This window comes from Streptomyces sp. NPDC127106 (assembly GCF_042677605.1).
In the GTDB taxonomy this organism is placed as follows: Bacteria; Actinomycetota; Actinomycetes; order Streptomycetales; family Streptomycetaceae; genus Streptomyces.
The window spans coordinates 1-16,005 of the sequence record NZ_JBHXTC010000053.1 but is presented as its reverse complement, the minus strand read 5'-3'; the positions used below and the strand labels follow the sequence as shown (position 1 = coordinate 16,005).

General features: G+C 67.1%; 13 protein-coding genes. 11 read left to right on the top strand and 2 right to left on the bottom strand.

From position 1 onward, the window contains the following. Positions 1-73: 73 nt before the first annotated feature. Entirely contained in the window at positions 74-2,365 is a 2,292-nt protein-coding gene (locus ACFVGY_RS30570) for a type IV secretory system conjugative DNA transfer family protein (RefSeq protein WP_385683348.1), read from the top strand. Positions 2,366-2,803: 438 nt separating this feature from the next. Here the strand turns inward: ACFVGY_RS30570 and ACFVGY_RS30565 are convergent, their stop codons facing one another. Further along, on the bottom strand, positions 2,804-3,217 hold the full coding sequence (locus tag ACFVGY_RS30565; protein ID WP_385683345.1) for a helix-turn-helix transcriptional regulator: 414 nt from the start codon (positions 3,215-3,217) through the stop codon (positions 2,804-2,806). 176 nt (positions 3,218-3,393) lie between these two features. On the opposite strand from ACFVGY_RS30565, the gene ACFVGY_RS30560 reads away from it, so the two are divergent. From ACFVGY_RS30560 to ACFVGY_RS30515, 10 genes are all read left to right on the top strand, one after another. After that, complete coding sequence (locus ACFVGY_RS30560; RefSeq protein WP_385683342.1) at positions 3,394-4,521, top strand: conjugal transfer protein; 1,128 nt, start codon at positions 3,394-3,396, stop codon at positions 4,519-4,521. 89 nt (positions 4,522-4,610) lie between these two features. After that, a complete protein-coding gene (locus tag ACFVGY_RS30555) occupies positions 4,611-4,868 on the top strand; it encodes a hypothetical protein (RefSeq protein WP_385683339.1) in 258 nt (85 codons plus the stop codon). Beyond that, positions 4,865-5,428, top strand: a complete 564-nt coding sequence (locus tag ACFVGY_RS30550; protein ID WP_385683337.1) for a hypothetical protein — start codon at positions 4,865-4,867, stop codon at positions 5,426-5,428. Before ACFVGY_RS30555 ends, ACFVGY_RS30550 begins: the two co-directional genes overlap by 4 nt. Next, positions 5,425-7,986: an ATP-binding protein gene (locus ACFVGY_RS30545; RefSeq protein ID WP_385683334.1), complete on the top strand. Its 2,562-nt coding sequence runs from the start codon at positions 5,425-5,427 to the stop codon at positions 7,984-7,986. Before ACFVGY_RS30550 ends, ACFVGY_RS30545 begins: the two co-directional genes overlap by 4 nt. Further along, complete coding sequence (locus ACFVGY_RS30540) at positions 7,983-8,573, top strand: hypothetical protein (protein WP_385683332.1); 591 nt, start codon at positions 7,983-7,985, stop codon at positions 8,571-8,573. The genes ACFVGY_RS30545 and ACFVGY_RS30540 overlap by 4 nt, the downstream gene beginning before the upstream one ends. 6 nt (positions 8,574-8,579) lie before the next feature. Next, the gene (locus ACFVGY_RS30535; protein ID WP_385683329.1) at positions 8,580-10,610 is read left to right on the top strand and encodes a hypothetical protein; all 2,031 of its coding nucleotides are present in this window, start codon (positions 8,580-8,582) and stop codon (positions 10,608-10,610) included. After that, the gene (locus ACFVGY_RS30530; RefSeq protein WP_385683326.1) at positions 10,607-11,386 is read left to right on the top strand and encodes a hypothetical protein; all 780 of its coding nucleotides are present in this window, start codon (positions 10,607-10,609) and stop codon (positions 11,384-11,386) included. Before ACFVGY_RS30535 ends, ACFVGY_RS30530 begins: the two co-directional genes overlap by 4 nt. Next, entirely contained in the window at positions 11,386-12,561 is a 1,176-nt protein-coding gene (locus tag ACFVGY_RS30525; protein ID WP_385683323.1) for a peptidase M23, read from the top strand. Before ACFVGY_RS30530 ends, ACFVGY_RS30525 begins: the two co-directional genes overlap by 1 nt. A gap of 4 nt (positions 12,562-12,565) precedes the next feature. Continuing rightward, the gene (locus ACFVGY_RS30520; protein WP_385683320.1) at positions 12,566-13,444 is read left to right on the top strand and encodes a hypothetical protein; all 879 of its coding nucleotides are present in this window, start codon (positions 12,566-12,568) and stop codon (positions 13,442-13,444) included. Between the two features lie 800 nt (positions 13,445-14,244). Continuing rightward, a complete protein-coding gene (locus ACFVGY_RS30515) occupies positions 14,245-14,715 on the top strand; it encodes a hypothetical protein (RefSeq protein ID WP_385683317.1) in 471 nt (156 codons plus the stop codon). Positions 14,716-14,744: 29 nt separating this feature from the next. Here ACFVGY_RS30515 and ACFVGY_RS30510 read toward each other — a convergent pair whose 3' ends face one another. Further along, positions 14,745-15,359, bottom strand: coding sequence for a hypothetical protein (locus ACFVGY_RS30510; protein ID WP_385683314.1), 615 nt, complete (start codon positions 15,357-15,359; stop codon positions 14,745-14,747). Positions 15,360-16,005 lie beyond the last annotated feature (646 nt).

Genomic DNA, 16,005 nt, shown 5'->3' with positions numbered 1-16,005 from the left:
CGGGCGTCCCAGTCTCGTGGTGAGCGAGGATCATCAGGCACGCCACGCGCGTGCGTCATAGAAGGGGGACAACATGGAAGCGTTGGCGTTTCCGGACCTCCCGAGCCTTGATTCCCTGCCTGGCGGCGTGATCGGCCTGGGCGGTGGCGGCCTGTTTGCGGCGCTCATCGTCGTGGCGGTGCTCGCGCAGCAGGGCACGCCGGCAGACCGCGAGAGGTTCAACCGGAGCATCGAGCAAGGTGCGGGAAATCTGATCGGCTTCATCGGGCGGTACCTGTCCGGCCGTGAGCTCGTCGGCGAGCCAAGGAGCGAGGCGACGTGGTGGAAGGCAGGCGCGCCACTCCCGGACGACCAAGCTACGGAGACACCGGTCGAGCAACTCGGCGCGACCCCGGTGTCTGCCTCGTACGGGCCACTCAAGAAGCAGCCGCCGGCGGTGGGTGGCGTGCGCCGCGCGGCCCTCGCGATGGCCGCCCCCGTGCGGCTCCTGGGGGGCGGGCTCGCAGGCATCGGACGAGTCCTAGGGGTGTGGCACCGCTGGCCGCGGGCGGCGCGCTCAGTCGTTCGTTTGGCACCGCTGCCCATTGCTTGGGGGCTGTGGAGATTCCCCGCGGAGACCCAGGTGGTACTAATCGCCACCGCGGGGGCGGTGGTAATCGCGGCGCTAACGAGCTCAGCCGGGCTTGACTGGTGGCGGGTCCGCCCGGTGTGGACACATGGCCAAATCTACGGTCCCGGGCTATGGGTGGCTGTCCGTCAGATCCTCCGAATGGAGGACACGGAGCCTCGTCACAGATGGATGTCCGTACCAGACGACATCCGGGCGTCAGACGCTCGAATCGTGCTCCGTATCCCTGCGAAGTGGGTGGGGGGTCCGGAAGCTGTCGCCGCGGTGGAGAGAGTGATTGACGAGCGAGTACCCGGTGAATGGGTGGCGCACTGGGAGCGCACTGAAAAGGAGCACTACGTGCAATGGACTCCGAAGCCCAAGCCGAAATCGAAGCCTGTACTTCCTGAGTCCGTTCCGTGGCGGCCGACCGGTGACCCTCGCCGGGTGTTCGTTGGTCTCGCGATCGAAGGCGACTCGATTGTTGACGCTGTGGTTCAGACACAGACGGCCACGCCACATTGGGGCGTGTCCGGTACGACTGGCTCGGGCAAGTCAACCGTCCTCTACATTCCCGTGGTGCATGGCCGCCTGAACGGTGAACTGATCGATATCCTCGACACCAAGAGAAATAGTCTCGCCGAAGCGGAGGGGTTTTCCGGGGTTCGAGTTCACAAGACAATCCGCGAATGCGTGGCCGCCTTTGCTGAGTTCCTTACTTCCATGATGGCGGCAGAGGCCGCCGCCGAACGAGGAGCGGATCCAGCGCTCCGGGCTCAACTGATTCCGCGAACTCTCGTCATCGACGAACTCCCCACCTTGATCAAGCTTGCCTATACCTGGTGGAAATACGGAATCAAGGGTAAGGGGACGCCTCCCTTCCTGGAATGGCTCGCCATTATCCTTTTGCAAGGGCGCTCCTCTAATCACAGGGTCGTCGTTGGAACTCAGCAATTCGCTAATGCGTTTTTTGGTGGCACGATGGAGCGTGAACAGATCGGCACCCGCATTGCCGTTGGGCAACAGGACCGTATTTCCTGGGGTGTTGCCTTCGGGCAGAGTACGCCGGTCCTGGGGTACAACGCCGACATCCCGGGGCGCGGAGCCTACTCTGACAAGCGAAAGGATCCGGAAGCGGATCATCTCTACGTTCGAGAGATTCAGCCAAGCTATATCACGCCCTATGTTGGCCAATATCTCAGTACCGCGCCCGCCGCCCCCGCTTGGTTCGACCGTGGAGAAATGGCACCATGGATTACACCTGAGGTGCTCGACGAGGTAAACGCCACCGCCGCCACTTCCGCCTTCCTGCCAGGAGGGAAGTACGGGCCCCCTGTCGCGCTCGGCTCCGGGGCGGGGGGTGCGGCAGGTCTCCCCAGCTCACAGCGCACGACACTGCCCCTCGCGACAGCCCACGCGACAGCCCACGCGACACCCGCCGGCGCGGCCCAGGCGCCCGCGGCAACCGCGGATGAGGACGAACAGCTCCCCGAGATGTACACCCTCGCCGAGGCTCATGCCCAAGGAATCCTGCCGTGGAAAGCCTCAACGGTGCGTACGTATTTCAAGCGCGGCACACAAAGAGGGATTACACCCCCCGAGGGAGTCACGGACGGTCAGGCCTCCTCTTACAGCGAGGAAGAACTCACTACGTGGCTCAACGCGTGGAAGAACTGGCAGGAAAAGAACACGCAAGGCTCCAGCAAGGCGATCCCGTCGCAGACGGGAGACGGCAAAGCGGGGGTTCAAAATGTCTAGTCTCAGTGAGCGAACGCGAGTGGAGAGACTCTATCTCGCAGACGATGACGATTCGCTCACCTCCGCGAAAGCGTGCTTCTTGACCGTCGACCTAGTCGCCGGTCGACTCTGGGTCTACGGGGCCGATGAATTCGCGAGCAAGACGCCATGCCTGATCGGAATCGGATGGCACATGCGATGGCCAATTCCCCGAGTTAGCAACGCCCGCGCCAACGCGCTAATCGACGAGTTGGCTACCCATGCGGATTCCCTCTATCTCATGAGTTCACTCCCCGAGAGATATCCCGACGAGCTCGGAATCACGTTGCGTGGCGGGGCCGGAACATCGCTCGACATGATCCAGATGAGATGTGCTGAGCTCTGGGCGGAGTGCGTCGGGCTCTCTGGATAGTCCACAGAAACCGGCTGAGGGGTGCGAAGGAATTTCCATCGCACCCCTCAGTTTTCCCCTCGCGACCTTTGCTTGCCGAGCCCCCTAATCTCTTCCGCGGAAACTCCGTACGCCTTGGAGAGGATTGGGATCCAGCGATCCGGAATTTCCTGTCGGTGAGTTTCAACGTCGCAATATGTGGGAGTTCCTACGTGGAGCATCCTGGCAATATCTCGTTGCAGCATCCCCGCCGACTTCCGAAGCCCCCGCAAGGTGGCATCCTGCGCGCCGTCGACAAATTCGGAAACGGGGGCCTTCAGAACCTCCGCCAAGGCGTACAAGCGATTTAAAAGAGGTGTAGTTCCGCGGGTCTCCCACATAGAGACCGCCGCCCGGGAGCACCCCACGGCCTCCGCGACGGCCGCTTGAGTCAGGCCACGCAGCCGCCGCAGTTCCCGTAGCCGCTTACGCCGTATGCGCACCCGAGGTCCCCGTTCGTTGGTCGTTGCGGCGGCACTCTAGCGGCCCGTGATCTGCGGTGATGGCCTCAGTCGGTTTCAAGCCAAGGACCGATACGAACTCCTTTGACGCATGATCATGTCCGACATAGGGTCGGTGACCATGGCTCAATGAGCCCGCAAACGGGGGAGGTTGCGCGATGCCGACGCTTTCGACGATCGCCCGGAAGATCATGGGTCTACCGGAACCGGAGGGGGGCGGCAAAGGGCTCACCGCCGGACTGCCCCAGCAGCAGAAGACGAAGAAGAAGACAAAGAAGGCCGCCCACCCAGTGAACCCCTGGGAGGCCGCGGGCGCCGAACTGGCCGCCCGAACTCAGCTCCCCCCGGTGCCCGCAGCGCCCGTGAACTCAGAGGCGCCGACCGCGCCCTGGGTGCCCCAGGATGAGAGCTCGGGCGTGGTCTTCGCCCGACGCTTCGGCCGCGGCCTGCTATGGGCCGTGGTAGCCCTGGCTGCGATTACGGGTGTGCGGGCATGGGTCATTCCGCCCACGGCCCCGACGGCGGCACCGCCCACTGTGACGACCGCCCCGACGTACCCCACTGCCGATGCCCAGGCGGTTGCTGCGCGGTTTTCTCGGGCCTACCTCGGATGGGACGAGACCAAGAAGGAGGAGCGCGTCGCCCTCCTGAGCTCGGTCCTGGCGGCAGGCGTTGAGGCCACCATGGGGTGGGACGGCAAGGGGCATCAGGAGGTGCTCGCCGTTCAGCCCGGGGCTGTCACGCCTCGCGATGCAGGCCGGGCCGTCGCGCGGGTCGATGTCCTGATCCGGGCAGTGCAGCCAGCCGACCCTAAGGCGAACCCCGCAGCACCCCCGCAGCTCCCAGCCCGCTGGGTGGGCCTTGACGTACCGGTCGTTGCGACCGGTGGGCGTGTCGTCGTGACCGGCCCCCCCGGCCTCGTCGGGATACCGGCTACAGGCCCCAAGGTTGCGGATGTTCCGGCGGTAGCGACCGATGGTGCACTCGCCGCTCAGACCAAGGACGTCGTCGCGAAGTTCTTCACGGCGTACGCGGGGGGCGACCCCGAAAGCGTCTCGGCGCCGGGCGCACACCTGCCGCCTCTGGCGCAGGGCATCGAGCTTAAGGGTGTTGCCTCCTGGACCGTTGATGCCGGCGACGGAGCCGATCGGACAGGGACGGCCCGTGTCCTGTGGGCGCTCGGGGGCGCCCAGGTAGAGATGTCCTACCGCGTAGCGCTGACCCGAGTGTCGTCCTCGGACGCTCACCGGTGGCAGGTCTCAGGCCTCCGCGGCGGAACCCTCTGACCAACCCATATGCGCCCAGCTCACAAGAAATGAGCAGTCCGCATATGGCCTGGTCAGCTCGCTAGTTCACATATCCAAGGGGGAGACCCGTGCTGCATCAAACCGCCTTCGAGACGCTCGCGCTCACCGAGGGAGCCGAGGTCAAGCAATGGATTCTTGCGGTCGTCGGCAACTTGTTTGCTGCCTTCCTGGCAGTTCGCGCCTTGGGGCACTTCCTCAAGAAGGAGTGGGGGGAGATGGTCACTTTGCTCGTCGCCGCGGTGTTCGTCGCCGGGATCGTCTGGTACCCGGACGGCGTCAAGATCCTGCTTGGCCAGATATGGGGCAAGGTCGCAGGCACGTCATGAGGGTCGGACACACGTACACGCGGCACTTCCAGCTCGACACGAGACAACACGAGCTCCTCGGGATGGACCTCGGCGAGGGGGTACCGCGCCGAGCCCTCGTCATGGGTCTGAGTCTCTACCTCCTGTGGGTGCCGCCCATGCTCTTGGTGTTCGGCATCCCGAGCAAGATCACGTTTACGTTTTACTTCCTTCCTCCACTCCTGACCGTGGTCTACGGCATGCAGAAGAACAGGAAGGTAGACCGGAGATGGAACCTGACGCGCTGGTCTATCGGCGCCCGCTATCTCGTTCTTGGGCACCGTCCGATCATCTGTGGCGGGCGCCGTGCCGCAGCCCGCAGTGAGTGGATCAGCCGCCGCGCGCGCTGGGCGGGCCGGACGGAGATCCTCCTCGACAGCCCCCTCGGCGGGCCCATCGAACGGTGGCTCGGCTCTGACGAGCCCGTACCGTCCGGGGCCGGCGCGCCGGTCCGCCTTGCCGCACGTCCTCGTCTCTACGGCCCCGATGCCGTGGTCAAGGCGTACGGCCGCAAGCTCCAGCAGCAGGAGGGGAAGTCATGAAGTTGCTACAGAAGCTGGGGACCTTCCTTGGGGTCGGTGGTGACCGCTCCGTCGGCGCCCCCCAGTACATCGCCCTCGCCGACGGACTCGTGATCGCAGAGAGCCACGCTGAGGCGTGGTACACCCTGGCCTCGTCGAATACGGACCTCATGTCGGAGGGGGCCCGCGACACGGAACTCGACGCCGCATCCAGCGCCCTCGCGCGCACTCTCGCCGGATTCGACTGCCATCTCCGGGTTCTCTGGTCCCCTCTTGAGGCGGAGGACTACCACGCCGAGGCGGCCCGCATGTTCACCCACGGCCAGTGGCAGGACTGGGTCGAGCTCCGCGTCCGCCGACTCGAACAAATCGGCCTCCCTTCCCGGCACCTACTTCTCGGTGTACGACTCACCGAGCGGGCAGGCTCCGCCCAGAAGATAGGCCGCCGCGGGGTACAGGAAGGGCTCGGCCTCACCTCGACGAGCGTCTCCTCGCGCGAGCTGAGCAAGCTCGACGCCCAGATGCGACGCCTCGGCCGCCGACTGGAAGCGAGCCCGTGGAAGGCTCAGCCGGCCCGAGTCGAGACGCTCGCATGGATGATCTCCCGCGAACAGCACCGCGCCGCACCACTTCCGGCCGCCGCGGGCGGCGTCATTGCGGGCGCCAAACTGGCTGCCCTCACCAGGGGTCGCATCCTGCCGCACCCCGACCATCTCCGCGTGGTCGACGCTCACGGCGAGGTCGTGGCCTGGACGTCCATACTCACCATGACGGGCTTCCCCGAGCAGATGCAGAGCCCCGGCAATGGGGAGTGGCTGCGCATCCTCTCGGAGATCAATTACGTTCCCGACTACTTTGACGAGGACGAGCTCGACCCCGCAATTGACCCGAGTGCACTGATCCTGCCGGTGTCCCCAGAAGCGTCGGTGCGGTTTCGGGTCCAGCCCAAACGCGACGCCCTCAAGCTCGTGGACGAAGCCCGCCGCCTCGCCAAGGAACAACGCAGGTCAGCAGCGCGGCAGTCCGCCGAGGACCCCGGCCGGGACATCGAGGAGACCGAGCACGTCATGGCCGGTCTGACCCGCGACATGCGGCGGGAAGACCTGACGCTCGTAGAGGACCACCCGCGTCTGATCGTTACGAGCACCACCTCGCTCGCGGACCTGCGGGACCGCGTTGACGCCGTGATTTCCCACTACGGCGGTATCGGGATCGAGGTCGTCGTCGGCGAGGAGGAACAGCGGGAGCTTTTCATCGAGACCCAGCCCGGCGACCAACTCCGCGTGCCGGACCTCGGGCACGTGCGCGACGTGACCGCCCTCGCCGGTTCCTGGTGGTGGGGTGGCGCTCAAGTCGGTGACGACAGCGGGCCCATCGTGGGCTACCTGACCGGGTCCACTCCCGGGGTGTTCAGGAACGACGTCACCGCCGGCTCCGACCGCGGCGACGCCACGACCACCGCCTACGTCGGACGCTCCGGCCGCGGAAAAACCACCGCAATGATGCTCTCGATGATGGACGCTGCATTCCGCGGCGCCCACGCTATCGCCCTGGACTTCAAGGGCGACTTGGGGGGTGTCGTCTCTGCGGCGCGCCGGTACGGGCTGACCGCCCATCTCGTCGAGACCGGCCCCAGGTTCGCGGGGTCCTGCGACCTGTTCACGCTGCTGGCCACCGATGGAATCGACGCCGCCCGCAGTGAGGTACCCGCACAGCTCAGCATCGCCGCCCCGGAACACCTCCGCACGCGAGGTGCCGAGACGCCTATCACCCACGCGGTGAACGCGGTCGTCAACGCAGGCGAACCGGCAACGTGGAGGGTGATCGAGTACCTCAGGACGATGGAGGACCCGCTCGCCCGTGAGACCGGCGACGCCCTCCATGAGCTCGCACAGACCTCGCTCGGCGCCCCCTTCATGGGACGCCCGACCGGCGACGCCCCCCTCATCACCCCCGGCCCCGGGATCTGGGTCGTGCAGATGCCAGGGCTGAGCCTGCCCGGCGTCGAGGCGGGCCGCCACGAGTGGACCCCGACCCAACGCCTGAGCGTCGCCCTCATGCACTCCATGCTGGCCTACGGCGTCACCACCGCCGGCCGCAAGGACCTGCGCCAGCTCCGTAAGGCGGTCTGCGTGCCCGAGGTGCACGTCCTGACCGCGACCCGCGAAGGCGCCAACTTTTTGCAGTACATCGCCCGAGTTGGCCGCGCTCTCGGGACCTCCCTCCTCCTGGACACGCAGGACCCCGAGAGCCTCGTCGAGCTCGTCGGCATCACGGAGCAGCTCACGACGGTGGCCGGGTTCCAGCTCACCACCCGCGGACAGCAGGACGGCTTGGCTGAGCTCCTCGGCCTACCCAAGGACGACTACACCCGCGCCCTAATCCGCTCCGTGGGTCTTCTGCCCGATGGGGAGATCAGGCATGGTCACTGCATCGTCCGGGACAGGCGATTCGCCTGCGCCACGGTGCAGTGGGACGTGCCGAGCCGCGAGCTCCTGGAGCTCCTCGACACCTCACCGAAGGCGTCGACCCCCGAGCAGCAGCAGGCCGCGGCCGACGCCGAAAAGGTGACCGCATGAACCGCCGCCCCGTTCGCACCGCCGCCGTCGCCCTGGCCGCGTTCCTCCTCGCGGCCGGCTGCGCGGACAAGGAGGACAAGGCCGACCCCGGCCCCAAGGACCCCAAGGGGGCCGTGCTCGCTGCTGCCCGCACCTACATGGAGGCGGCCAACCGCGACGACTGGCGGGCGGCGTGCGGCCTCACCTCCGAGCGCCGCAGGTACGGAACCGTCGAGGACTGCATCGCCAACCACAAGGAGGAGGGACCGAGTGCCGAGCCCAGCACGAGCGCTTCCCCCTCCCCGAGTGGTACGCCCTCCGTCGCCCCGAGCCCTTCGCCGGAGCGCGCGGAGATGGGGCTCGTCGAAGCCTCCGCCGCCGTCGAAGTGCCCGCCGTCGGCAAGCACCCCGCCGGGTACGGCGCTTTGGTCACCTACACCTACACATGGCCCGGCAAGCCCACCGTGACGGAGCGGCTTGCGCTGCGCCTGATCAACGAGGGTGGAACTTGGGTCGTCGACCAGCGCGAGAGCGTGCGCCCGAGAGACACGGCGCAACAGTCTGACCCGCTCGCGCTGGTCCGCTCCGTGCTTACTGCTGGGGGGTAGTAGCTGATGCTCGAACGTGTGCCGCGCCTGCGGAACGCGGCAATTCCCGTCGTATTCGCATTTACTACTGTGATGGTTCTAGCTGGTCAGGCGCATGCCGCAGACTACGCCCCGGTTGGAATCGGAGACCTTTTCTCGTCCCCGTCGAGTGATGACTACATCCCCAAGGGTGGGGAGACGATGTATGAACTCTACGACGCCGGGCGATGGACGATAGACGCTGACATTAGCTTCTGGGAGGGAGTGGACGGAACCGCCCATCTCCTCGCCAACATTCTCATGGGGCTGCTCGTCATCGTCGGACTCGCCATGACGGTAATCGTCGGCTGGGTTTTTCGGTTCACGTCAATCCCGGAGATGGAAAACGCCATATCTGGCATGATCGGCGGCGCCTCTCAGAGCCTGATGGAATTCATTCTCCCAAGCGCTCTGGCAGTCGGCGCCCTGATTGCTTTTGTCCAGCATCGAAAGGGTGGCGGCGGCGGAGGGCTCTCTCAAATCGCTTGGGTCCTAATTTCCGCCGTCGTATCTGTGTCTCTCCTCACCAGCCCCCAAACCTGGGTCAGCGGCGTGGACTCGGCGCGGCAGATCGGCGCAAGCGTCACCATGACCGCCACGGCCGACGGCCTCGGCGACGGGTCCAGTGACTACCCGTTCAAGCTCAAGAACCAGCCGAAATTCACCAATAACGGCCGCGACACACTCCTCCGGAAATCGCAAGACTCGATCTGGAGGGGCTTCGTAGCTACCCCGTGGTGCCTTGCCGAATTCGGAAGCATGGAGGTCTGCAAGGAATACGGCCGGAGAGTTCTCGATCAGGGAACCAGTGGTGATAAGCGAGAGGACTTCATCAATGACAACTTGAAGGGTGGCACCGTTGGTGACGCGTCAGTTGAATGGGTGAAGGGGGACAGCCCCGTCGGCCGAATTATGGTCCTCGTCCCCGCGCTCGTCGTCGCCTTGTTGTTCGCCATCCTCCTCCTCGTGCTCTCATTTACTTCCCTTGCCGCATTTCTTGGCACCCTCCTACTTTTGCTAACCGGGGTATTTTTTGCATGCCTCTGGGTTATCCCTGGGCGTCCGCGGCAATGGGGCCTCGCGTGGTTCGATCAACTACTCGCACGCACGCTTGAAAGCTTCCTCGCGACCATGGTCCTTGGTGCCGTGCTCAGCGCACAGACGGCGACCATGCAGATGTTTGGAAAATACGGATGGCTCCCCACCATGGGGCTATCCATTGCCTTGGGCGTAGTGGCCTTCCAATTCCGGTCTGTTCTCGCTCAAATTCTGGGCATCCGCGGAGCCTCGAATGGCGGCATGGTCGCCGGCGTGCTCGCCTCCCGCTTCCTTTCCCGAGGCGGAGGAAAGGGCCGCCCCGCCCCAGGTCACCACTACCAGCCCGTAAGGACCCTCGGCGGGCGCGGCGGTGGCGGTGGCGGCGGTGGCCGGCCGGAGCTTCCCCCCGGGCCGAACGCGTCCGCCGACACCACAGTCACGATCACCCGAGTGCCCCAACAACGGCCGCCGGTGCCGCTGCCCCCCTCATCCGGGACCGCGCCCTCGGGATCGAGCAAGTCGCTCCCCGCCAGCACTACGACGCCCAGCAGTACGGCGCCGAGCACTAGCTCGCCGGGCACCAGCGCCACCGCAACCACCATCCCGGCACCCCGCCCGGGGCTTCCCCCGCAGTCGCGCCCGACCCTACCGCCCAGCACTTCGGGCAGCGCTCAGCCGCCGGTCAGCGCCGGGACGACTGGTCCCGGGCCCCACAGCTCCAAGCCAACGCCTGTCATGCGGCCGGAGGCAGGCGGCGCGCCCAACTACGCCTTCCGGCAAGCCCCCGCGCCTCAGGCGCCGGGTGAGCCCAAGATCATTCAGGGGACCGTCATTCGCAGCACAACCGTTGGAGCGCCGCCGCGTCAGCCCGCTACTGCGCCTGCCCGCCAGCCCGTCAGTCCTCCGCGGTCGGATCCGCAATACGCGAGGCCGGGGAACACCCCCGACTTCTCCCACCTGCCGCCCAACGTGCGGACATGAGCGACCGATCGCCACAGGAGTGGCGCGAGATCCTCGCAAATGCCCCCTACCCGGAAGAGATCAAGAAGGGAGGAACCCGCCGGCAGCGTCGCCGAGCGAAAGCTCAGCATCGCGACGACGTCCGACGCGAGACGAAGGAATGGGTGAGGGAACAGCGCCGCCGCGACCCGATCCGCCCTGCGGGCGCCTTGATCGTCGTGGTGCTGATCCTCGCCATGGGTGCCGGCGCCCGGTGGGTGTGGCCAGACCTCCTCGGCGAGAAGGGAAGCACCGCCCCGAGCGGGGCCGCTGCTTCCTTGGCTCCGGGAGACGACAAGCCGGCGGATTCGCCTGCCCCCTCTGCGCCGCCGGGCTCACCTGCGCCCTCGGCCTCCCCCTCCTCGGCCGTGGACCTGAGTACGCCTGACCGCGTGGCCGAAGCCTTCATGCGCGCCTACCTCACCCGCAACCCTCCGAAGGAAGAGACACACAAGGCGGTCATCCAGCGCGCCGCGCCTTACATGGCGCCTGCGCTTGTAGCCAACCTCAGCGAGCACAGCGATCCGGCATGGGACCGGCTCGTCAGCCGGGGCGGTGTGTCCAGCGTGCGCACCGTGGCGGTGACACCGTCCGGGACGACGCTCCCCGTCGACACTCCACTCCGTGTCTGGCGCAAGGCGACAGCCACCGTCGACGTCGAGGGATACACCAAGTACAGCGAGACCACCGCCCTCGACCTGGAGCTCATGTCCTCCGGTGACGGGACATGGAGGGTCACGCGGATTCAGGGCGTGTAGTGCAGGCCAGCGACGCGGCACGGCTCCTCCTCGACGCCAAGGGAACCGTATTCAAGGTCAAGGCCGCTGCCGTGGTGTCCTGCATTCTCGTCCTCGGCATCCTCCTCCTCGGCCTGGTGGTCGCTATGGGAGGCAGCGCGGGGGCCATCGGCTGTGGTGACCGCGGTCGACCCAGCATCGAACCGCCCAGCGACGGCGAGGGACAACCGCAGAACCCAAACACGGGGTACCTGCGGAAAGCTCAGGTTGAGAACGCCAAGACCATCGACGGTATAGCCAAAGAGGGAGGGCTCCCCGGCCGGGCGACCCTAATTGCCCTTATGACGGCCCTACAGGAATCCACGCTCCTCAACCTCGACCACGGCCACCTCGACAGCATCGGCCTTTTCCAGCAGCGACCCGCCGCCGGCTGGGGAACCAAAGAACAGATCATGCAGCCGAAATACGCGGCAAAGATGTTCTTTTGGGGTGGCGACGACGGCGATCCGCCCGGCCTGACCGACATCAAGGGCTGGGAGACCATGCGGCTCGGGCAGGCAGCCCAAGCCGTCCAGCGCAGCGCCTACCCCGACTACTACGACCAACACGAGGCAATGGCCCGGGACATAGCCCGGGAGGGAGGGATCGACCTCAACCGGCACGGCACCAGCGGAACCACTCCTCCGGGCAGCAGCGGTCAACCTGAGCAGCCTGACGACTGCAAGAACGGAGGGGAGAAGCCGGCGGAGCCCGGAGCCCCCTTCCATGACGGCAAGGCGCCGTGGCCCAACGAGGTGAAGAACCCGCGGAGCACACGAGACGCCATCGCATGGGCCCGCGAGGAGGCCCGCACCAGCGCCGGCGGCAAGAAGTGGTACCGGATGTGTCTCGCGTTCACCGCCGTTGCATACGGATGGGGCTCCGCTGGCACTGGCTACGCCATTGACCACTACCACCAGATGCCCGCCAACATGAAGCACGACAAGGACAGGAATCCCCCGCCCGGCGCCCTAATGTTTTGGGATACAGGGCAAAGGGCGGGACATGTCGCCGTGTACCTGGGGAACGGTGAGATTGCGAGCAACGACATTAGGAGGCCCGGATATATTGATGTCGTCCCCGCGACAGAAATAGAAACAAAATGGGGTGCGACCTATGTGGGTTGGGCGCCGCCCTACTACCCGAACGCTGGATAGGTATATGGGAATCGACACGGAACAGGTCCCCCTCAGCCCGGTTTTCACCATCACCCTCACGTCGTCCGGCGTGGCGACCCTCGACGGTGAAGAGGTGAGCGCCCCAGGCCTCACGCCTGAGCAGGCCCGGCTCGCAGCCCTCGCCGAGGTGCGGATCAAAGCCGCCTTCCACGGGCGCCCCGTCCGCGTCGTCGCGAAGGAGGCAACGGGGGTATGGCCGCTGATCGTTGACGTAGACGGATCAGTGACCACCCTCGACCAGCCGCACCCCACAGCAGCCCCAACGCCGGCCCCGGCGCCACACGCGCCGGCTCGGGCCGTCCCGATGCCACGCCTGGACACGCCGCCGCTGGCGACCGAGACGCAGCAGCCGAGCCACGGCATCGGCGGCGACGACTGGACCGGCCCCCTCCCTGCCACCTACCGGGTTCGCATGGAGGGCCTCCGGGCCCAGGACGAGGCTGGGGCCCTCGCGGACGCCATCGTCACTGCCTACCGAATCGAGACGGATCTAGCCCAGGAGTACGGCCCCAAGCACCCGCACACCCTCAACATGATGACGCTGCGCGCCGGCCTGACGGTCCGCTCCACCGCGACCGATGGACACTGGGCGGACACCGCCGAGCTCCTCATCGAAACCGCCGAACGACGAAGGGACGCCGGCGCCCCGCCCGCCGAAACCATCCGTGTCATTGCGAATGCTCACGCGGTTTGGCGGAAGCTGAGGGAGCAAGATCCGGAGACAGCTCGCGAGCTAGCGAGCCGCCTCCTCGACATCATCGACGCCCTCGCCCTCCTCGGGTCCGAGGATAACGGGGAAGCCCGGGCGCGCGACGTCGTCCGCTGGATGCAGACTCCTGCCGCCAGACCGGCGGCAGGGTAGCGAGACCGCTCTACGCCGTCGGCGCGGGCCCGGACGGCCCGCACCGACGGCGTTCTCCACCCGCCTCGGGCCCGCGGTGGCGAAGGCGTACGGTCGAAGTATGAGCACCGCCGAACCGCCGCCCGAGCCCACCGAGACGCGCCCGTACCGCGCGGGCGAGGACGGGCCAGTACCCAGGGTGTGGACCTGGCCGCCGGGGGATCGGCCCGCCCTGCGCGTGTGGTCGGCCGGTGCATGGCGATACGCCCCCGTCATGTCCCGCCAGGAATGGGCGAGCGATCGTGTGATCTACCAAGTTTCGGTCGACCTCGACGGGTCCTCGTCGGTCGTATCCCGTCTTTATGAGTGGCCGCAGCCCGGTCTCCGTGTTGCCCATCGCTCCGAGTCTCAGCCGACCGATTCCGCGCCGCCCGTGCTGGCCAGGAAGCCCCGGGTAGTCGACGCGGCATAGGCCGCCCGCAGCCGGTTTCACCAGGGCCGCCACCCCCTCGGGGTGGCGGCCCTGGTGCGTGCTGGGCGCTCCCCTTGCACTGCTTCACGGCGTCACCCATGCGTCCCCCGACCGGGTGAATTCAGCCCTCGCGTACGCGGGCGCGGGTCTGACGGAGCGCGCCCAACTCCGCCCAAAAGCACGGCTATTGACAACAAACCGGATCTTTCGGCATCTTTCCGGCACAGCCCGGCTGTCGGGCCAAGCGATGTGCGATCGGAGTGTGTTTCGGTATGGGTAAGCAGCGGCGAGAGTCCTACGACGAGTGGGCAGCGGCGGGGCGGTTGAGGGTGCCGGTGGCGGCTTGGCGGTGGGGGGTCGGCTTGACGACCCCTTCCTGACCCTGGCCTCCGACATCGAGGGGGAGGACCGGTTGTCGGGCTGGTCGACCGACAGGGACGCCGACGCCTTCGCCACGCTGGGGGCGGGGGAGTTCGGCGCGATGCTGCGCCGGCTGACCGTCCCGGGCGCGGAGGCGTTGGCGGTGCCGGGCGAGGTACGGCTCCTTGACCGGTCCCAGGCGGGGACCGGGGGCCTGCGGGTCACTCTGGCGTGGCCGGCCCGGCTGCGGGGCATGGCCTCGCTGAGGTCGGCGGGCGGGGTGGTGCGTCACGCGGTGGCGTATACGGCCCCGGGCGAGGTCTGCGTCTGCCGGCGCCAGGAGTGCGGCGGAGTGACCCCGGTGGGCTGGTGTGCGGAGCACGGCGATGCGGCGGCTCCGGCGATGGAGTGGCATCCCGGCGGAGGCCTGCGCTGTATGGAGTTGACCGTGCGTTCGTGACGTACCTTCGCCCGCCCGCCCCGCGTGCGTCAGCGGTCCCGGCGACCGCTGACGGTGTGGGTGAGCGCGATGCGGACGATATCGCCGGTGGTGGTGATGTGGGCGGCGAGCCGGGCTCGCTCGGCGAGCGCCTCGGCCGGTGCGGCCGGCCGGCCGACGGCGGGGCCTGGGCCCCATCGGTCTTTCCAGACTTCCAAGGCGTGGACGTATGGTTCGTTGGTCCAGTAGACGCCCCGGTGAAGGGGCGTCCAGAGGGTGTCTGTGAGGCTGACACACAGTCTGGCGGTCAACCCGGTACCCGAGTGTGGTCCGGTGCCTCCGAGGGTTTGTCCGGCCCGCTGAGCACCCTCGGGAATCGGGTCCCATTCTCGTAGAAGTCCACGCTGGTCCAGCTCGGCGCGGAGGGCGGGGCCGAGTGCGCGGAGCCGGCTGACCCGGTGCGTTCCGTTCTCGCGGAGGAGGTCCCGCTCCGCGCGGATCCGTGCGCGGGCGGCGCGTAGTTCGGGCCCCCGCAGCCTCAGCATGTCGGCGTCCTGTTCGGCGCCGGCCTGCCACCGCGTTTCGGCGGTCTGCTGCTCCTGAACCAGGGCGTCAAGCTGTGCCAGTTCGTCGGGGGGTACGGCGATGACCATGGTGTGCGGCATGCCCCCATCCTCTCCGGAGAGGCCCCGACACGGGCGCGGATTCGCCCCCTCAGGGCCCCGGGCTAGCCGGCTCTCTGTATCTATATAGATACTTTGGAAGCACCCCCGATGTCCTCCGATACCTGCGGCAGAGCAAAATTGACGAAGCGTCAGATTCGTTCCCTTGGGAGGTTGACACTGCCGCACCCGCACTGCCACGCTGACTATGCGTAACCAACTGTGCAGCGGGAGGCTTACCACGCACCGAGCCCAACCCCTCGTAGCCAGCCGCCCGCGAAGCGGGCCCACGGGCCGGGGAGCAAAGCAGACCCTGGCCCAAATAGTTGCAAAGCGGCTAGAGTTGAGATGCAAAAGCGAATCAACCCAAGGGTCTGGAGCGAAGCGGAAGACCCCAGGCCGAAGCCTGCCGACGTAGACTTCGGCAGGCCCCCGCGGAGCGGGGAGCCTCACATTCCGTCACCGGCCGCGCAGCGGCCGGCCCTCTCTCCCCGCCGATCCCTCATTCAACCCGCACCCGACCAGCCGGCCGCGCCGCGGCCCGGGGTCCGCGGGGAAAGCCCTGGCGGGGGTGGGGGGGGGGCGCGCACCCCCGCGGGGGGGGGGGGCGGCGCGCGCGCCACGGGCGTCTCGAGCAACGACCGACACC